At 76.0% G+C, this 15,446-nt stretch carries 12 protein-coding genes; 7 read left to right on the forward strand and 5 right to left on the reverse strand.

The genetic code is table 11. The features are described 5' to 3' along the window. Positions 1-110 precede the first annotated feature (110 nt). The gene (locus VM636_RS17365; protein WP_078855818.1) at positions 111-722 is read left to right on the forward strand and encodes a GNAT family protein; all 612 of its coding nucleotides are present in this window, start codon (positions 111-113) and stop codon (positions 720-722) included. Positions 723-729: 7 nt separating this feature from the next. Here VM636_RS17365 and VM636_RS17370 read toward each other — a convergent pair whose 3' ends face one another. The 3 genes from VM636_RS17370 to VM636_RS17380 form a co-directional block, all read right to left on the reverse strand. Continuing rightward, on the reverse strand, positions 730-1,398 hold the full coding sequence (locus tag VM636_RS17370; RefSeq protein ID WP_053914052.1) for a pyridoxal 5'-phosphate synthase: 669 nt from the start codon (positions 1,396-1,398) through the stop codon (positions 730-732). Between the two features lie 99 nt (positions 1,399-1,497). Next, a complete protein-coding gene (locus tag VM636_RS17375; protein ID WP_030419403.1) occupies positions 1,498-1,923 on the reverse strand; it encodes a pyridoxamine 5'-phosphate oxidase family protein in 426 nt (141 codons plus the stop codon). Positions 1,924-2,096: 173 nt separating this feature from the next. Next, positions 2,097-2,732 carry a TetR family transcriptional regulator gene (locus VM636_RS17380; protein ID WP_053914053.1) on the reverse strand — a complete coding sequence of 212 codons (636 nt, stop codon included), beginning with the start codon at positions 2,730-2,732 and terminating at the stop codon, positions 2,097-2,099. Positions 2,733-2,866: 134 nt separating this feature from the next. On the opposite strand from VM636_RS17380, the gene VM636_RS17385 reads away from it, so the two are divergent. The 3 genes from VM636_RS17385 to VM636_RS17395 all read left to right on the forward strand — a co-directional run bounded on the left by VM636_RS17385 (position 2,867) and on the right by VM636_RS17395 (position 6,974). Continuing rightward, positions 2,867-3,799, forward strand: a complete 933-nt coding sequence (locus tag VM636_RS17385; RefSeq protein ID WP_159042132.1) for a VOC family protein — start codon at positions 2,867-2,869, stop codon at positions 3,797-3,799. A gap of 199 nt (positions 3,800-3,998) precedes the next feature. Beyond that, entirely contained in the window at positions 3,999-6,350 is a 2,352-nt protein-coding gene (locus tag VM636_RS17390; RefSeq protein WP_030419400.1) for a PQQ-binding-like beta-propeller repeat protein, read from the forward strand. A gap of 90 nt (positions 6,351-6,440) precedes the next feature. After that, positions 6,441-6,974, forward strand: coding sequence for a hypothetical protein (locus tag VM636_RS17395; protein ID WP_030419399.1), 534 nt, complete (start codon positions 6,441-6,443; stop codon positions 6,972-6,974). Between the two features lie 180 nt (positions 6,975-7,154). Here the strand turns inward: VM636_RS17395 and VM636_RS17400 are convergent, their stop codons facing one another. Continuing rightward, positions 7,155-7,376: a hypothetical protein gene (locus VM636_RS17400; protein ID WP_051821245.1), complete on the reverse strand. Its 222-nt coding sequence runs from the start codon at positions 7,374-7,376 to the stop codon at positions 7,155-7,157. A gap of 193 nt (positions 7,377-7,569) precedes the next feature. Next, complete coding sequence (locus VM636_RS17405) at positions 7,570-10,536, reverse strand: BTAD domain-containing putative transcriptional regulator (RefSeq protein ID WP_030419397.1); 2,967 nt, start codon at positions 10,534-10,536, stop codon at positions 7,570-7,572. 370 nt (positions 10,537-10,906) lie between these two features. Between VM636_RS17405 and VM636_RS17410 the strand changes: the two genes are divergently transcribed. The 3 genes from VM636_RS17410 (at position 10,907) to VM636_RS17420 (ending at position 15,400) form a co-directional block, all read left to right on the forward strand. Further along, positions 10,907-13,492, forward strand: coding sequence for a bifunctional FO biosynthesis protein CofGH (locus VM636_RS17410; RefSeq protein ID WP_030419396.1), 2,586 nt, complete (start codon positions 10,907-10,909; stop codon positions 13,490-13,492). Between the two features lie 104 nt (positions 13,493-13,596). Continuing rightward, entirely contained in the window at positions 13,597-14,166 is a 570-nt protein-coding gene (locus VM636_RS17415) for a L,D-transpeptidase (RefSeq protein ID WP_037857772.1), read from the forward strand. A gap of 118 nt (positions 14,167-14,284) precedes the next feature. After that, a complete protein-coding gene (locus VM636_RS17420; protein ID WP_338485093.1) occupies positions 14,285-15,400 on the forward strand; it encodes an ADP-ribosylglycohydrolase family protein in 1,116 nt (371 codons plus the stop codon). The last annotated feature ends 46 nt before the right edge of the window (positions 15,401-15,446 follow it).

Raw genomic sequence — 15,446 nt, forward strand, 5'->3', positions numbered from 1 at the left:
GCGAATCGATCACGACTGTCCCGCCGGCCCCTCCCCGGGGCGGTCGCGCCGTCGCGCCGTCGCGTCGGGACGGCGGGCCGGGGGACGGGCCGGTCGGATTGAATGGGCGGATGGCCCACACACCGATGCGCACCCTCGCCCCCTCCCTGACCGAGCCGCGCGGACACGGACTGCGCCTGTGCGCCTGGGACGCGGGCTCCGACGCCGACGTACGGACCTGGCTGCGCGGCCTCCAGGACCCCGAGTTCCTGCGCTGGAACACCCCGTTGACCGTGCTGACCGGGCCGGACGCGGCCCGCCGATCGCTGCGGGCGCGGGCGCTCGACGCGGGGGAGGGCCGGTCCGCCTCCTTCCGGATCACCGGCGCGGAGAGCGGCACGGCGCTCGGGCACATCGGCGTCAACGAGATCAACCGCCCGATGAAGCTCGCCCGGGTCGGCTACTGGGTGCTCCCCGAGGCGCGCGGCCGGGGCGTCGCCACCCGCGCCCTGCTCCTCGCCTCCCGCTGGGCCTTCGCCGAACTGGGCCTGCACCGCCTGGAACTGGGCCACGCGGTGGGACACGTGATCTCGTGCAGGGTCGCCGAGCGCTGCGGGTACCGCCACGAGGGCACCATGCGCGGCGCCCTCTTCGAAGCCGGCCGTCAGGACGCCTTCCGCGACGCCCACCTGCACGCCCGGCTGGCGGGGGACGAGGAGCCCGAGGCGCCCGCCCTGCCCTGAGCGCCGGTCACGGCCACAGCAGCCCGCGCTCCCAGGGCCCCTCGCCAGTGCGCCGGTAGACGAGGCGCACGTGGCGGCGGCGGGCCTCGCCCTGGAAGAACTCCACCTCCTCCGGACGCAGCCGGTACAGCGTCCAGGACGGCACCGGCGCGTCCGGTTCCCGGGCCGCCCGCTCCCAGGCCGCCTCCGAGGCCCGCGCCAGCTCCCGCGCCGAGCCGAGCGGCGCGCTCTGCCGGCCGGTGAGCGCGGCGGCGAGGGCGCCGGTCGAACGGGCGCCCAGACCGGCCCGCGCCTCCCGCGCCGGGGCGGTGGCCACCGGTCCGCGCACGCGCACCTCGCGGCCGAGTACCGGCCAGTAGAAGACCAGCGCCGCGTACGGGCGGGCGGCGAGTTGGCCGCCCTTGCGGCTGTCGGCGTGCGAGGCGAAGGCCCAGCCGTCGGCGCCGGCGCCGTGCAGCATCACGATGCGGGCGTCGGCGCGGCCCTCGGCGTCGGAGGTGGCCAGCGTCATGGTGTGCGGTTCGCGTTCCCCGGCCGCCACGGCCTCACCGAACCAGCGGGTGAACAGCTCCAGCGGTTCGCCGGGCGCCGCGGCCGTGTCGAAGGGCGGCAGGCCGGTGACGTCCGGGTCCCACACCCGCAGCGAGCGCAGCAGTACGTCGAGATCGGTTCCCATGGCCCGATTGTCACGCGGCCGGCGGGCCGGCGGTCACCGCGGCGCGGGCCCGGTCGCCGGGCCGGACGGAGAGGGCCGGGGCCGGGGGCGGCGGCCGGGTCAGAGCGATCCGAGGTCGGAGGAGACCCAGTGCTCGGGCCGCATCCGCAGCACGACCTGCTCGCCGTGGCCGGCCGCGGCGGCGGTGACGTAGGCGTCGACCTTGTCCGCCGGCAGGTAGCGGGCGGACAGCTCCCGCAGCCGCTCGGCGGTGGAGGGGGCGGTGTCGACGACGGGACCCTCCACCGAGACGTAGCGGACGGTGGGCGTGACCCGGTCGACCAGCAGGGTGAACCGGCCCGCGGCCTGGATCAGCCGGTTCTTGCGGCTCTCCGCCCCGGTCATGATCCAGACCTCGCCGCCGGGCGCGTACTGGTACCAGATCGGCACGGACAGCGGGGCGCGGTCCGCCCCGGCGTGGACCGAGAGCGCGGCGACGTGGGGCTCGGCCAGGAACGCCTCGCGCTCTTCGCGGGTGAGGGCCATCACGGTCTCCTTCGGCGGTGGGGGAGGGAGGGGCCGCGGGGCCCCGGAAGCACGACAGGCGGTGGCCCACTCTCGGGGTGGGCCACCGCCTGCGGGACAGGACGTGGAGGGCGGACGGTGCGGTGGGGCAGGGATGACAGGCTGCCGCGGCGTCGCTCGGAGCTGGGCGGGGGTTACCGGGCGGGCTTCCTCCCGGTGACACCGAGGTAGGTCAACAGCGCCAGGGTGGGCTTGAGTTCGGCCTGCTTGACGCCCCAGGAGGTGAAGCCCTTCTGGTGCGAGGCGGCGGCGGCGAGCATGACGACCAGCGAACCGGCGACCGCCGCCGGGTTCACGTCCGGGTCGACCCGGCCCTTGGCCTGGAGTTCGGCGACCGCTTCCGACAGGGAGGAGTTCACCGCGTTGAGGACCTTCATCCGGATCTTGGCGAACCGCTTGTCGCCCTCGGCCGCGCCCAGGTCCACGACCCGCAGGATCGCGTCGTGGCGCCGCCAGAACTCCAGGAACCCGTCGACGAGTTCCTGTGCGGTCTGCCAGCCGGCCTTGCCCGCCCAGGAGCGGCCGGCCAGCAGCGCGGAGAGGTCGGAGGTCTCGGCGGCCATGCCGTCCGCCAGCTCCAGCACGGCACCTTCGACGTCCGGGAAGTACTGGTAGAAGGTCGCGGGGGAGGTGCCGGCCTTGCGCGCGACGTCGATGACCTTGACATCCCGGTAGGGAGAGGAACGGAGCATCTCGCTGAGGCAGTCGAGCAGCTTCTGCCGGGTCGCCTGCCCACGCCGACCGGCCACGCGGCCGTCGACGGTACGCACTTGTCCTGTCATGCCGTCAGCTTACCGACGGGGGGTGGGAGCGCGATTCGGCCGACTGCAAATGGGGTGCGGGGGCGATATGTACGGGTGATTCCTGGTCTGCGGCGTGCCGGAGGGACCGCTACGTTGACCGCATGGCCGAAAAAGGTGCATCCGCGGAGAGGGTGTCCGCGTACACGGAAGGCGTCCCCTGCTGGGTGGACGCGCAGCTCTCCGACATCGAGGCGGGCAAGCGTTTCTACGGCGGGCTGTTCGGGTGGACCTTCGAGGAGACGGGCCGCGAGGACCGGTCGGTGTGGGCGCTGCTGGACGGCGAACCGGTCGCCGCGCTCGTCCCCAAGACGGACGGGCGGCTGCCCAGCGTCTGGACGGTGTACTTCGCCGCCGACGACGCGGGGGCCCTGGCCGGGCGGATCCGGGCGGCGGGCGGCACGGTCGTCGTCCCGCCCCACCCGGTCGCCGACCTGGGCACGGCGGCCCTGGTCACGGACCCGCAGAACGCCGTCTTCGCCCTGTGGGAGGCGGGACCGGCCCCCGGCCGCGCACGGGACGCCGCCCCCGCCGCCGGGCAGGCCGCCCCCGCCGCCGGGGACGCCGGGCACGCCGAGGGTGCCGAGGACGCCGGGCACGCGCCGCCCGCCGAGGGCACCCCGTCCGGCGGCGCCGGCGCCCCCGCGGGTACGGGCACCGCCCGCCCCCGTACCACCGACCTGCGCCCCTTCCCGGGCTTCGGCAGGCGCCGGGTGCCCGGGGCGTTCGTGTGGGCCGAGCTGTACACCCGGGACACCGGGGCCGCCAACGCCTTCTACGGGGACCTCTTCCACGACGCCCTCTTCGGCCCCGGCGCCGACCCGGACGTCGGCCGCGCCCGGGTCCTCGACGTCTTCCCCGCCGAGATGCCGCCGCACTTCCTGGTCCACTTCCTGGTCCGCGACTGCGAGGCGGCGCTCGGCGAGGCGGCCCGGCTCGGCGGACGGGTGCAGGTCCCCCCGTTCGAGACGTCCTACGGGCGGGTGGCCGTGGTCTCCGACGGTCAGGGCGCCTCCTTCGCCGTACTGCAACGCTGAAGCGCCCCCGCGCCCCGCCCCCCGCCGTCCTTCGCCCGGGATTCTGGCGAGACACCCGGATTGTCCGGGGGTTCGCCAGCAGCGCCCGGGACAGGAACAATCGGGGGGCGTGCCGCGATGGCGGCGGGGTGGTGAGACGCTGCACTTCGGTCGCGTCCGGATGTGGGCGACGCGGCTCGTACGGGGAGGTGGCAGGCAAGTGGTGGATCAGCTGACGCAGCACGATCCGCGGCGCATCGGGCCGTTCGAGGTGCTGGGGAGGCTAGGGGCCGGCGGCATGGGGCTGGTCTACCTCGCGCGCTCGGCGTCGGGCCGGCGGGTGGCGATCAAGACGGTCCGCACGGAACTCGCCGAGGACCAGCTCTTCCGCGTCCGCTTCACCCGCGAGGTGGAGGCGGCCCGCGCGGTCTCCGGCTTCTACACCGCGGCCGTGGTCGACGCCGACCCCCGTGCCGCCGTGCCCTGGCTCGCCACCGCCTACGTCCCGGCGCCCTCGCTGGAGGAGATCGTCAACGAGTGCGGCCCGATGCCCGCCCAGGCGGTGCGCTGGCTGGCCGCGGGCGTCGCCGAGGCGCTCCAGTCGATCCACGGCGCCGGCCTCGTGCACCGCGACCTCAAGCCGTCCAACGTGCTGGTCGTGGAGGACGGCCCCCGGGTGATCGACTTCGGCATCGCCTCCGGGGTGTCGAACACACGGCTGACGATGACCAACGTCGCCGTCGGCACCCCCGCCTACATGTCCCCGGAGCAGGCGAAGGACTCGCGCAGCGTCACCGGCGCCAGCGACGTCTTCTCGCTCGGCTCGATGCTGGTCTTCGCCGCCACCGGGCATCCGCCCTTCCACGGGGCCAACCCGGTCGAGACGGTGTTCATGCTGCTGCGCGAGGGCCCCGACCTGGAGGGGCTCCCGGACGAGCTGCGCCCGCTCATCGAGGCGTGCATGCAGATGGAGGCGACCGCCCGCCCCAACCCGGCCGACCTCCAGGCCCAGCTCGCCCCGCACCTCTTCGGCTCCGGCTCCGACGACAGCGGCACCGCCTCCGCCTGGCTGCCCGAGCACGCGGTCGGCCTGATCGAGGAGCGCCGCAACGGCCGGCCCCCGGCCCGCCCCGGCGGCACGGGCGGCGGCCGGGGCCCGCAGGGCGCCCGGCCCGCCCTGCCGCTGCCCCCGCCGCCCGCGCACGACCCCGTCGTCCCGCCGCTGTCCGCCGCCCCCGACACCGGCCCCGTGCGGCTGCCCGGCGCCGCCGTGCCGATCGGGCCCGGCCCCCGCGTGTCCGACGTGCGGGCCGCCGCCGTCGCCGCGCCCCCGCCGGAGGCCGCCCTGGCCGCCTCCTGGTCCCGGCCCCGGCCCGGGGTCAACGGCGCCGACCCCGCCGTACCGCCCGTTCCGGCGGCGCCCCCGGAGTCCGCCTCGCCGGCGGGCTGGCGCCCCTGGCGCTTCCGCATGTCCAACGACGTGTGGGGCACGCCGTCGGTCGCCGGGGACCTGGTCTACGTCACCTCCTTCGAGGTGCACGCCCTGGACGTGGCCACCGGGCGGCGCCGCTTCAAGACCCGGGACGTGGCCTGGTCGATGGCGGTCGCGGACGGCCGCGTCCACGCCTCCGACGGGCCCACCCTCTTCGCCCTGGACGCCCGCGAGGGCTCCGACCTGTGGCGGCTCCAGACCGACGCCTGGGTCTACTCGGTCCAGGCCGACCGCGGCACCGTCGTCACCGCCACCCGCGGCGGCGGCGTCCAGGCGTGGGAGGCCGCCAACGGGCAGCGGCTGTGGGAGATCACCGGCGCCCAGACCGACTTCGAGTCGGCCGAGGCGGGCCCCGTGGTCCACGAGGGCACGGTCTACGTCTGGCAGGACGCCCGGCTGCGCGCCCTGGACGCCCGCACCGGCGAGGAGCGCTGGTCGTACCCGATCGGCGACGCCGCCTCCTGCGGCGGGGTGCCGGTCCGCCTGACCCCGGCGTCCGACGGGTACGTCTACGTCGCCGCGGGCACCCGCGTCATCGCCCTGGAGGTCGCCGGCGGCCACGTGCGCTGGCACTTCGAGGCCCCCGCGGTCTTCCTGTCCCCGCCCGCCTTCGTCCCGGGCCCGGCGGTGACCGGCGGCGGCGTGTACCTCGCCGACTACCTGGGCACGGTCTACGCCCTCGACGCCACCGACGGGCGCGACCGCTGGCGGATCGCCACCGAGGCCCGCTCCGCGGCCGACCCGGTGCTGGTGGCCGCCGGCCACGTGCACGTGGGCAGCGGCAAGGGCCTCTACACCCTGGACGCCGTCACCGGCACGCCCAAGTGGCGCTTCCAGGCGGGCGGCGACATCGTGGGGGCGCCCGCGGTGGCCGAGGGCCGTATCCACTTCGGCTCCACCGACCACCTGCTCTACACGCTGAAGGCCGACGACGGGCGGCTGCGCTGGAAGCTGGCGACCGGCGGCGAGATCACCGGCTCACCGGTGGTGCGGGACGGCATCGTGTACGCGTGCAGCAAGGACCGCTGCGTCTACGCGCTCGACGCGGAGAAGGGCACCGGGACGGCCCGCACGGCCTGACGCGCCGGCGGCCCCCGCGGTCACCCGGAGTACGCGGCCGTACCGCACTGGTGACATGGCCGTGACAGTCGGGTCGCTACGCTGACCGCCATGACGACACGGGGGCGAGTACTCAGGTTCACGACGGTCTCGGTGGCAGTGGTCCTCTGCCTGACCGGATTCTCCACCGGCACCGGACACGGCGGCGGGAGCAAGAGCAGGAGCGGTTCCGGCGGGAAGAGCAGCAGCAGCCGCGGCGGGGGCGGATGCAGCAGCTCCCGCCAGAACCACGACACGTCCACCTCGACCTCCGGGGGCGGCTACCGGGGCGGCGGCCACCGCGGCTCCACCGGCACCAGCAGCCCCAGCCCCACCACCCAGCCCGCCACGGTGCGCCTGGTGAGCTGCGCGACCGCGAAGCGGCCCTACGCCACCGTCGAGGTCACCAACCCCAACGACCGGCGGCGCACCTTCGACGTCGCCGTCTCCTTCCGGGACGCCGAGGGCCTCACTATCGAGGACGTCGTCCGCAGCAGCTCCGTACCCGCCCGGGAGACGATCCGCGTCCGCCTGGCGCTCACCGGCGCCGCGCCGCGCACCCCCGACCACTGCCAGACCGACCCCACCGCCCTCCCGGCCACCTGACCGGCGGCGGAGGCGGTACGCGGCGCGCGGGAAGACCGGCGCGCGGGAAGACCGGGGCGCGGGCGAGACGGGGGCGCGGGCGAGACGGGGCGCGAGGGAATCCGGGACGCGGAGACGCCTCGGCCGCGGCGGCTCCCCCTTACCCGCGCCGCCGCGGCCGATCCCCGTGTGGAGGAAGGTCTACTCGCCGTCCCGTCCCCGAGCGGGCGGGGCGGGCATGTGGCTGTCCTGCGTGGTGACGGTGCCGTCCTTGGGCGGCGCCGGCATGTGGCTGTCCTGCGGAGTGGCGACGCCGTCCTTCGGCGGTGCCGGCATGTGGCTGTCGAGCGTCGTGATCGTCTCGTCGGCCTTCTTCTGCGCCTCGTTGTTCCCGACGGCGTTGCTCATCGTGTGGACCCCCATGAAGTGACGGTGCGGTTGGCTGGAGTCCGCCCGTTCGGCGACTCCCCCGCGGATCGCCGAACGGGCGCTCCGGGGCCGCTCACCCTACCGGCGGGGCCCCGGCGGCCCGTCTGCCCCCCGACGCGACGGACCGTTGCCAAGACAGTGACAGGCGGCCATAAACGTTCGATGAACGCCCCCCGCGAGACGGTCCTCAGGCCGCGCCCACCGGCCGCAGCAGCGTGCGCAGTTCGCCCGCCTCGGGCGCGTCCAGCCGCTCGTAGATGGCGAGCGCGTCACGCCAGCAGGCCCGCGCCCGGTCGGTCTGCTCCAGCCGGCTCAGCGAACGCCCCAGCAGCGTCAGGATGTTGGCGCGCATCCAGTCGCCGCCGATGCTGCCGGTGCTCAGCGCCTGCTCCGCGTGGCGGGCCGCCTGCGCCGGACGGCCCGCCGACAGGTGCACCTGGGCGATGCGGAAGTGCGTCGCCCCCTCCCACAGCCGCTGCCGGTTCTCCACGAACGTCTGCAGCGCCGCGGACAGTTCACGCAGCGCCTCGGTCTGCCGGGAGGCGTGGCTGAGCGCGATGCCCAGCGCGTAGCGGGCGTTGGCGAGGCGGAAGGTCAGGCCCAGCTCGTCGTAGATGGCGATGCCCTGGCGGACCAGGTCGATGCCGGAGGACGTGCGGCCGACCGAGACCAGCACGCGGGAGAGGTTGCACAGCGCGCTGGCCTCGCCCGGCCGGTTGCCGTCGGCGCGGAACGCCCGCACGGCCTCCAGCAGATGGGCCTCGCTCGCGGCGCGCAGGTTCTTGCAGTTGGCGATGATGCCCTGCTCGTTGTGGGCGTTGGCCCGGGTCCACGGGTCCTGGGTGCGGGCGCCCAGCTCGATGGCGCGCTCGGCCTCCGGTCCGGCCTCGTCGAACCGGCCGGCCCGGCTGAGCACCTGGGCCAGCGTGGTGCGCGCCCGCCCCTCCGCGTGGTCGTCGCCCGCGGCGGCCGTGGCGTCCCGGGCGGCGAGCGCCGCCGCCTCGTAGCCGAGCGCGCTCGCCCCCGACTCCGCGAGGTCCTTGGCGGCCAGCAGCAGGTCGACGGCGCGGCGCAGCGTGCTCGGCCCGAGGGACTGGCGCACGCAGGCGAGGATGCAGGCGGCCTCGGCGTGCAGCCAGTCCAGCGCGTCGGCGTCGTCGGTGAAGACGGTGCCGGGGAACGCCGTCGGCGCCAGGTGGTCCACCGTGCGGTCGCCGGGCCGCTCGATGGCGTACACCCCGGCCGCCGTGGCCAGGTAGAAGTCCAGCAGCCGGGAGAGCGCCGCCGCCCGCTCGCCCGGCGGGTGCTCGTCGCGTTCCGCGCAGGCGCGGGCGTAGAGCCGGACCAGGTCGTGGAAGCGGTAGCGGCCGGGCGCCGCCGACTCCAGCAGGGACGTGTCCACCAGCGATTCGAGCAGGTCCTCCGTCTCGTGCGGCGGCAGGTCCAGCACCGCCGCCGCGGCGGCCAGGGAGATGTCCGGCCCGTCGGCCAGCCCCAGCAGCCGGAACGCCCGCGCCTGGGCGGGCTCCAGTTGTCCGTAGCCGAGTTCGAAGGTGGCCTCGACCGCGAGGTCCCCGGCCTGCAGCTCGTCCAGCCGGCGCCGCTCGTCGGCCAGCTTCGCGGCGAGGACGGAGACGGTCCAGGTGCGGCGGGCCGCCAGGCGGGAGGCGGCGATGCGGATCGCCAGCGGCAGGAACCCGCAGGCGGCGACGGTGTCCAGGGCGGCCTTGCGCTCGGCGGCGACCCGCTCCTCGCCCACGATCCGGGTGAAGAGCGCGAGCGCCTCCTCCGGGGACATCACGTCCAGGTCGACCAGGTGCGCCCCGGCCAGCCCCACCATCCGCACCCGGGAGGTCACCAGCGCCGCGCAGCCCGCCGTGCCGGGCAGCAGCGGGCGCACCTGGGCCGCGTCCCGGGCGTTGTCCAGCAGGACCAGGACCCGGCGGCCGTCCAGCACGGAGCGGTAGAGCGCGGCGCGCTCCGCCGGCGAGTCCGGCACCGCCGAGTCGGGGGTGCCGAGCGCCCGCAGGAAGGCGCCGAGCACCGTCTCCGGTTCGGCGGCCCGCGCGCCGGCGCCCTGGAGGTCGACGTAGAGCTGACCGTCCGGGAAGGCGGACCGCGCCTGGTGGGCGACGTGCACCGCGAGGGTCGTCTTGCCGACGCCGCCGATGCCCGCCAGCGCCGAGAGCGCCATGACCCGGCCCTTTGCACCGGAGGCGGCGGACAGCACCTCGCCCAGCTCCCGGACGACGGCCGCGCGCCCGGTGAAGTCCGGCACCGTGGCGGGCAGTTGGGCGGGCCGTACGAGGGTGGCGGCCGGTTCCGCGGCCGGGGCCTGCGGCTGGGCCAGCGCCGGGTCGGCGCGCAGGACGCGGTTCTGCAGTTCCCGGAGCTGCGGGCGCGGGTCGACGCCCAGTTCGTCGGCGAGCAGGCGCCGGGTGTCCGCGTAGACCGCCAGGGCCTCCGCCTGCCGCCCGCTGCGGTAGAGGGCCAGCATCAGCAGTTCGCGGGGGCGCTCGCGCAGCGGGTGCGCGGCCGTGAGCGCGGTCAGCTCCGAGACGGCCTCGGCGTGGCGGCCCTGCTCCAGGTCCAGCTCCAGCCGGGTCTCCAGGAGCTGGAGCCGCCACTCCTCCAGCCGGACCCGCTGCGCCTGCGCGTACGGCCCCGGCACGCCCGCCAGCGCCTCGCCGTCCCACAGCGCCAGCGCCCGGCGCAGCGTCTTGCGCGCCGTGCACAGGTCCTGGGCGGCACGGGCCTTCTCCGCCTCGGCGGCCAGCTCCTGGGCCTCCGTCAGGTCCAGGGTGCCGCGTACGGCGTACCCGCCCGACTCGCTCACCAGCACCCCCGCGCCGAAGAGCTTGCGCAACCGGGACGCGTACGTCCGCACGGCGGCCAGCGCCCGCGCGGGCGGGGCCTCGCCCCACAGGGCGTCGATCAGCTCGTCCGCCGTCGCGGTACGGCCCTCGCGCAGCAGGAGGGCGGCGAGCAGGGCGCGTTGCTGGGGGGAACCGGCGGCCAGCGGTTCGCCGCCGCGCCAGGCGCGCACCGGCCCGAGCACGCCGAAGCGCGGCGGTACCGGCCCGGCGGCCGGTTCCCCCGGCCCCACCGGGGAGCCGGGCCCCCGCTGCTCCGGGGTCCGCGCCACACCGTCCATGGAGTCCCCCTAGGCTTCCTGAGCAACCAGGCCAAGTTTGCCTTGCCCACGGCGGCTCCGTCAGCCGTGGGGACGCCGATCACCGCGCCACGCCCCCGGCCCCGCAACGCCCTCACACTCTCTTCGCACGGACCCCGCTTTCGGGGGGCGGGGGCGCGCCGCCTCCCCGGTGACGCCGAGCGCGCCGCGCCGACCGCCCCGCCCTCCGTCACCGACCGGTCGTCCGTCACCCGCGCGGGGTCCGCCGACCCCGGTGCCCGCCCGCCGCCGCCCCCGCGCCTGGCCGGCCGGGCCGACGCCCCGCCGGTCCCCGCCCCGCCCCGCCCCCGGGGGCCCGGCGAGTCGATCACCCCGCTCGTATGCTCGAAGGATGACGACCTCCGTGCCCCTTGGAACCGGCCCCACCGAGAACGCCCTGCGCCGCGCCCTCAAACGGGCCCGCGACGGCGTCGCGCTCGACGTGTCCGAGGCGGCGGTGCTGCTCCAGGCGCGCGGCGGGCACCTCGACGACCTCACCGCCTGCGCCGCGCGGGTGCGCGACGCCGGGCTGGAGGCCGCCGGGCGCCCCGGCGTCATCACGTACTCCAAGAGCGTGTTCATCCCGCTCACCCGGCTCTGCCGCGACAGGTGCCACTACTGCACCTTCGTCACCGTCCCCGGCAAGCTCCGCCGCGCCGGACACGGCATGTTCATGTCTCCGGACGAGGTGCTGGAGGTGGCCCGGCGCGGTGCCGCCCTCGGCTGCAAGGAAGCCCTCATCACCCTCGGCGACAAGCCCGAGGAGCGCTGGCCCGAGGCGCGCGAGTGGCTCGACGCGCACGGCTACGACGACACCCTCGCCTACGTCCGCGCCGTCTCCGTCCGCGTCCTGGAGGAGACGGGACTGCTCCCGCACCTCAACCCGGGCGTGCTGACCTGGACCGACTTCCAGCGGCTCAAGCCGGTCGCCGCCTCGATGGGCATGATGCTGGAGACCACCGCGACCCGCCTGTGGTCCGAGCCCGGCGGCCCCCACCACGGCTCCCCGGACAAGGAACCGGCCGTGCGGCTGCGGGTCCTGGAGGACGCCGGACGCTCCTCCGTCCCCTTCACCTCCGGCATCCTCATCGGCATCGGCGAGAGCCACGAGGAACGCGCCGAGTCCCTGTTCGCGCTGCGCCGGATCGCGCGGTCGTACCACGGGCTCCAGGAACTGATCATCCAGAACTTCCGGGCCAAGCCGGACACCGCCATGCGCGGCATGCCCGACGCCGAACTGGACGAACTGGTCGCCACGGTGGCCGTCGCCCGGCTCATCATGGGCCCCTCCGCGAACCTCCAGGCCCCGCCGAACCTGGTGGACGCCGAGTACGGGCGGCTCATCGCCGCGGGCATCGACGACTGGGGCGGCGTCTCCCCGCTCACCATCGACCACGTCAACCCCGAACGCCCCTGGCCCCGGATCGACGAACTGGCCGAGCGGTCCCGGGCGGCCGGCTTCGAGATGCGCGAACGCCTCTGCGTCTACCCGGAGTTCGTCCGCCGCGGGGAGCCCTGGCTCGACCCGCGCCTCGGCCCGCACGTGGCCGCGCTCGCCGATCCGGACACCGGGCTGGCCCGCCCGGACGCGGTCGTCGAGGGCAGGCCGTGGCAGGAACCGGACGAAGTGTTCACCGCCTCCGGCCGCACCGACCTGCACCGCACCATCGACACCGAGGGCCGCACCGGCGACCGCCGCGACGACTTCGACGCCGTGTACGGCGACTGGGACGCCCTGCGCGAGGCCGCCGCGCCCGGCATGGCCCCCGAGCGCATCGACACCGACGTGCGGGACGCCCTGGCCACCGCCGCCGACGACCCCGAGAAGCTCACCGACGCGGAGGCCCTGGCCCTGCTGCACGCCGACGGGCCGGCGCTGGACGCGCTGTGCCGGGTCGCGGACGACGTGCGCCGCTCGGCGGTCGGGGACGACGTGACGTACATCGTCACGCGGAACATCAACTTCACCAACGTCTGCTACACCGGCTGCCGCTTCTGCGCCTTCGCCCAGCGGCGCACCGACGCGGACGCCTACACCCTCTCCCTGGACCAGGTCGCCGACCGCGCCCAGCAGGCGTGGGAGGTGGGCGCGGTGGAGGTGTGCATGCAGGGCGGCATCCACCCCGACCTGCCCGGGACGGCGTACTTCGACATCGCGCGGGCGGTCAGGGAACGCGTCCCGGGCATGCACGTGCACGCCTTCTCCCCGATGGAGGTCGTCAACGGCGCCGCCCGCACGGGGCTGTCGGTGCGCGAGTGGCTGACGGCGGCGAAGGAAGCCGGCCTGGACTCGATCCCGGGCACCGCGGCGGAGATCCTCGACGACGAGGTCCGCTGGGTGCTGACCAAGGGCAAGCTGCCGGCGGCCACCTGGATCGAGGTCGTCGAGACGGCGCACGAACTGGGCCTGCGCTCCTCGTCCACGATGATGTACGGCCACGTCGACCAGCCCCGGCACTGGCTCGGGCACCTGCGCACGCTGGCCGGCATCCAGCGGCGCACGGGCGGCTTCACGGAGTTCGTGACGCTGCCGTTCATCCACACCAACGCACCGGTGTACCTGGCCGGCATCGCCCGCCCCGGCCCGACGGTGCGCGACAACCGGGCGGTCACCGCGATGGCCCGCCTGCTGCTGCACCCGCACATCCCGAACATCCAGACGAGCTGGGTCAAGCTCGGCGCGGAGGGCGCCGCCGAGATGCTGCGCTCGGGCGCGAACGACCTGGGCGGGACGCTGATGGAGGAGACGATCTCGCGGATGGCGGGCTCGTCGTACGGCTCGTACAAGTCGGTGCGCGATCTGGTCGCCGTCGCGGAGGCGGCGGGCCGCCCGGCGAAGCCCCGGACCACGCTGTACGGCGAGGTCCCGGAGGAACGGCGCCGGGCGGCCGAGTCCTCGGACGGCCACCTTCCGGAGCTGCTGCCGGTGCTGGACTGAGCCTGCCGGGGCAGGGCGCAGGGCGCAGGGACGGGGGCACGGGCCGCCCACAGTACGATGATCGGAACCCCGGGTGTGTCGGGGTTCCCAAGCGGAGGAGATGCGTGCCCGTGCCTGCCCGAGTTCCCTCATGGGCCTGGGTCTCCGGTCTGACCGTGGGGGCGATCGCGGCGGTGACCGTCCTGGCGGCGCAGGCGGCCCAGGGCCCCCACCCCGTCGCCTCCGCGCAACCCGGCCCCACGGCCTCGGCGTCGGCCTCGCCGAGCCCCACCCCGAAGGCGCCGCCCCCGGCCGCCGTGCCGGACGGCTCGGGCACCGGCCGCCGCATCGTGTACTCCCTCGGCCAGAAGCGCGTCTGGCTGATCGACGCCAGCGACGCCGCCCGGCGCACCTTCACCGTCTGGCCGGGCACCGTGAGCCCCGCCCCCGGCACCTACCAGGTGGGCACCCGCACGGAGGCCACCACCGGCTCGGACGGCGTCCAGGTCGAGCACATCGTGTACTTCGCCCTCCAGGACGGCGTCTCCGTCGCCTTCTCCAACGCGGTCGACGGTTCCTCCCCGCCCCCGCCCGCCGCGGGCACCACGACGGGCGGCATCCGCCTGAAGAAGCCCGACGGCACCGCCGTCTGGGACTTCGCCACCCCGGGCACCCCGGTCACCGTCGTCGGCTGACCCCCGCCACGCCGGCCCCTGCACGAGGTCCCGCACCCCCGCCCCGCCCGGGGCGGTCATGTTGTTCGATTACAGTGCTGGGCGTCGTACGTACGGGTGGTGCCGTGGGGAGGTCCGGATGGGGGCGACGGGCGGTGCCGTCTGGGGCCGGACCGAACAGCAGGACTTCCGCAGCCGGGTGCGCGGCACGCTGCTCGGCGTGGCCGTCGGCGACGCCCTCGGCACGCCCGTCGACGGGACCGGCCTCGACGGCATCCGCGCCGCGCACGGACCGGACGGCCCCGCCGAGATGACCGTCGCCCACGGACGTCGCGGCGCCGTCACCCACCTCACGCAGCTCACCCTCTTCTCCGTGGACGGACTGATCCGCGCCCAGGTGCGCCGCGACACCGGCGCCTGGCACCCGCCGACCGACCTGCACCGCGCCTACCGGCGCTGGGAGACCACCCAGCGCGACTGGGGACCCGACGAACGCCGCGGCGAGGACGGCTGGCTGGCCCGCCAGGAGTGGCTGTACGCCCGCCGCGACCCGCCCCGCCCCCTGCTGCTCGGCCTCGGCGACGACACCATGGGCACCCCGCAGGCCCCCAAGAACCCCGCCGAACAGGGCCCCGAGGCCGCCGCCCGGTCCGCGCCGTTCGGGCTGCTGGTCGGCTGGGAACCCCAGCTCGTCGCCCAGCTCGCCGTGGAGTGCGCCACGCAGACCCACGGCCACCCCACCGCCTGCCTCGCGGCGGGCGCGTACGCCGTGATCGTGCAGGGGCTGGCCCGCGGGGAGGTGCTGGACGGGTCCGTGCAGCGGGCCCTCGCCCTGCTCTGCGCCCGGCCCGGACACGAGCCCGTCGCCGAGGCGCTGCGCCAGGCGCTCGGCGCGGTGCGGCAGGGCCAGCCCGGCCCCGAGCGGATCACCGACCTGATCGGCGACGGCACGGCGGCCGGCCTGGTCGCCGCCGCCGTGTACTGCGCCCTCGTCGGCGAGGACGTCCGGCACGGACTGCGGCTCGCCGTCACCCACGGCGGCCCCTCCGCCACCACCGGCGCCCTCACCGGCGGCCTGCTCGGCGCCCTGCACGGCGAGACGGCCCTCCCGCCCGCCTGGCTCGCCGAACTGGAGGGCCGGGCGACCGTCCTGGAACTGGCCGACGACTTCGCCATGGAGATGACCCAGGGCCCCGCCCTGCACGGCCCGGCCGGCTCGTCCCCCGCCTGGCTCACCCGCTACCCGAGGGCCTGACCCCCCGCCGGCCGGCCCTCGCGGAGACCTCCCGGCCGCCCGGCCC

Origin of the sequence: Streptomyces sp. SCSIO 75703, from assembly GCF_036607905.1 — a bacterium.
Taxonomy (GTDB): Bacteria; Actinomycetota; Actinomycetes; order Streptomycetales; family Streptomycetaceae; genus Streptomyces.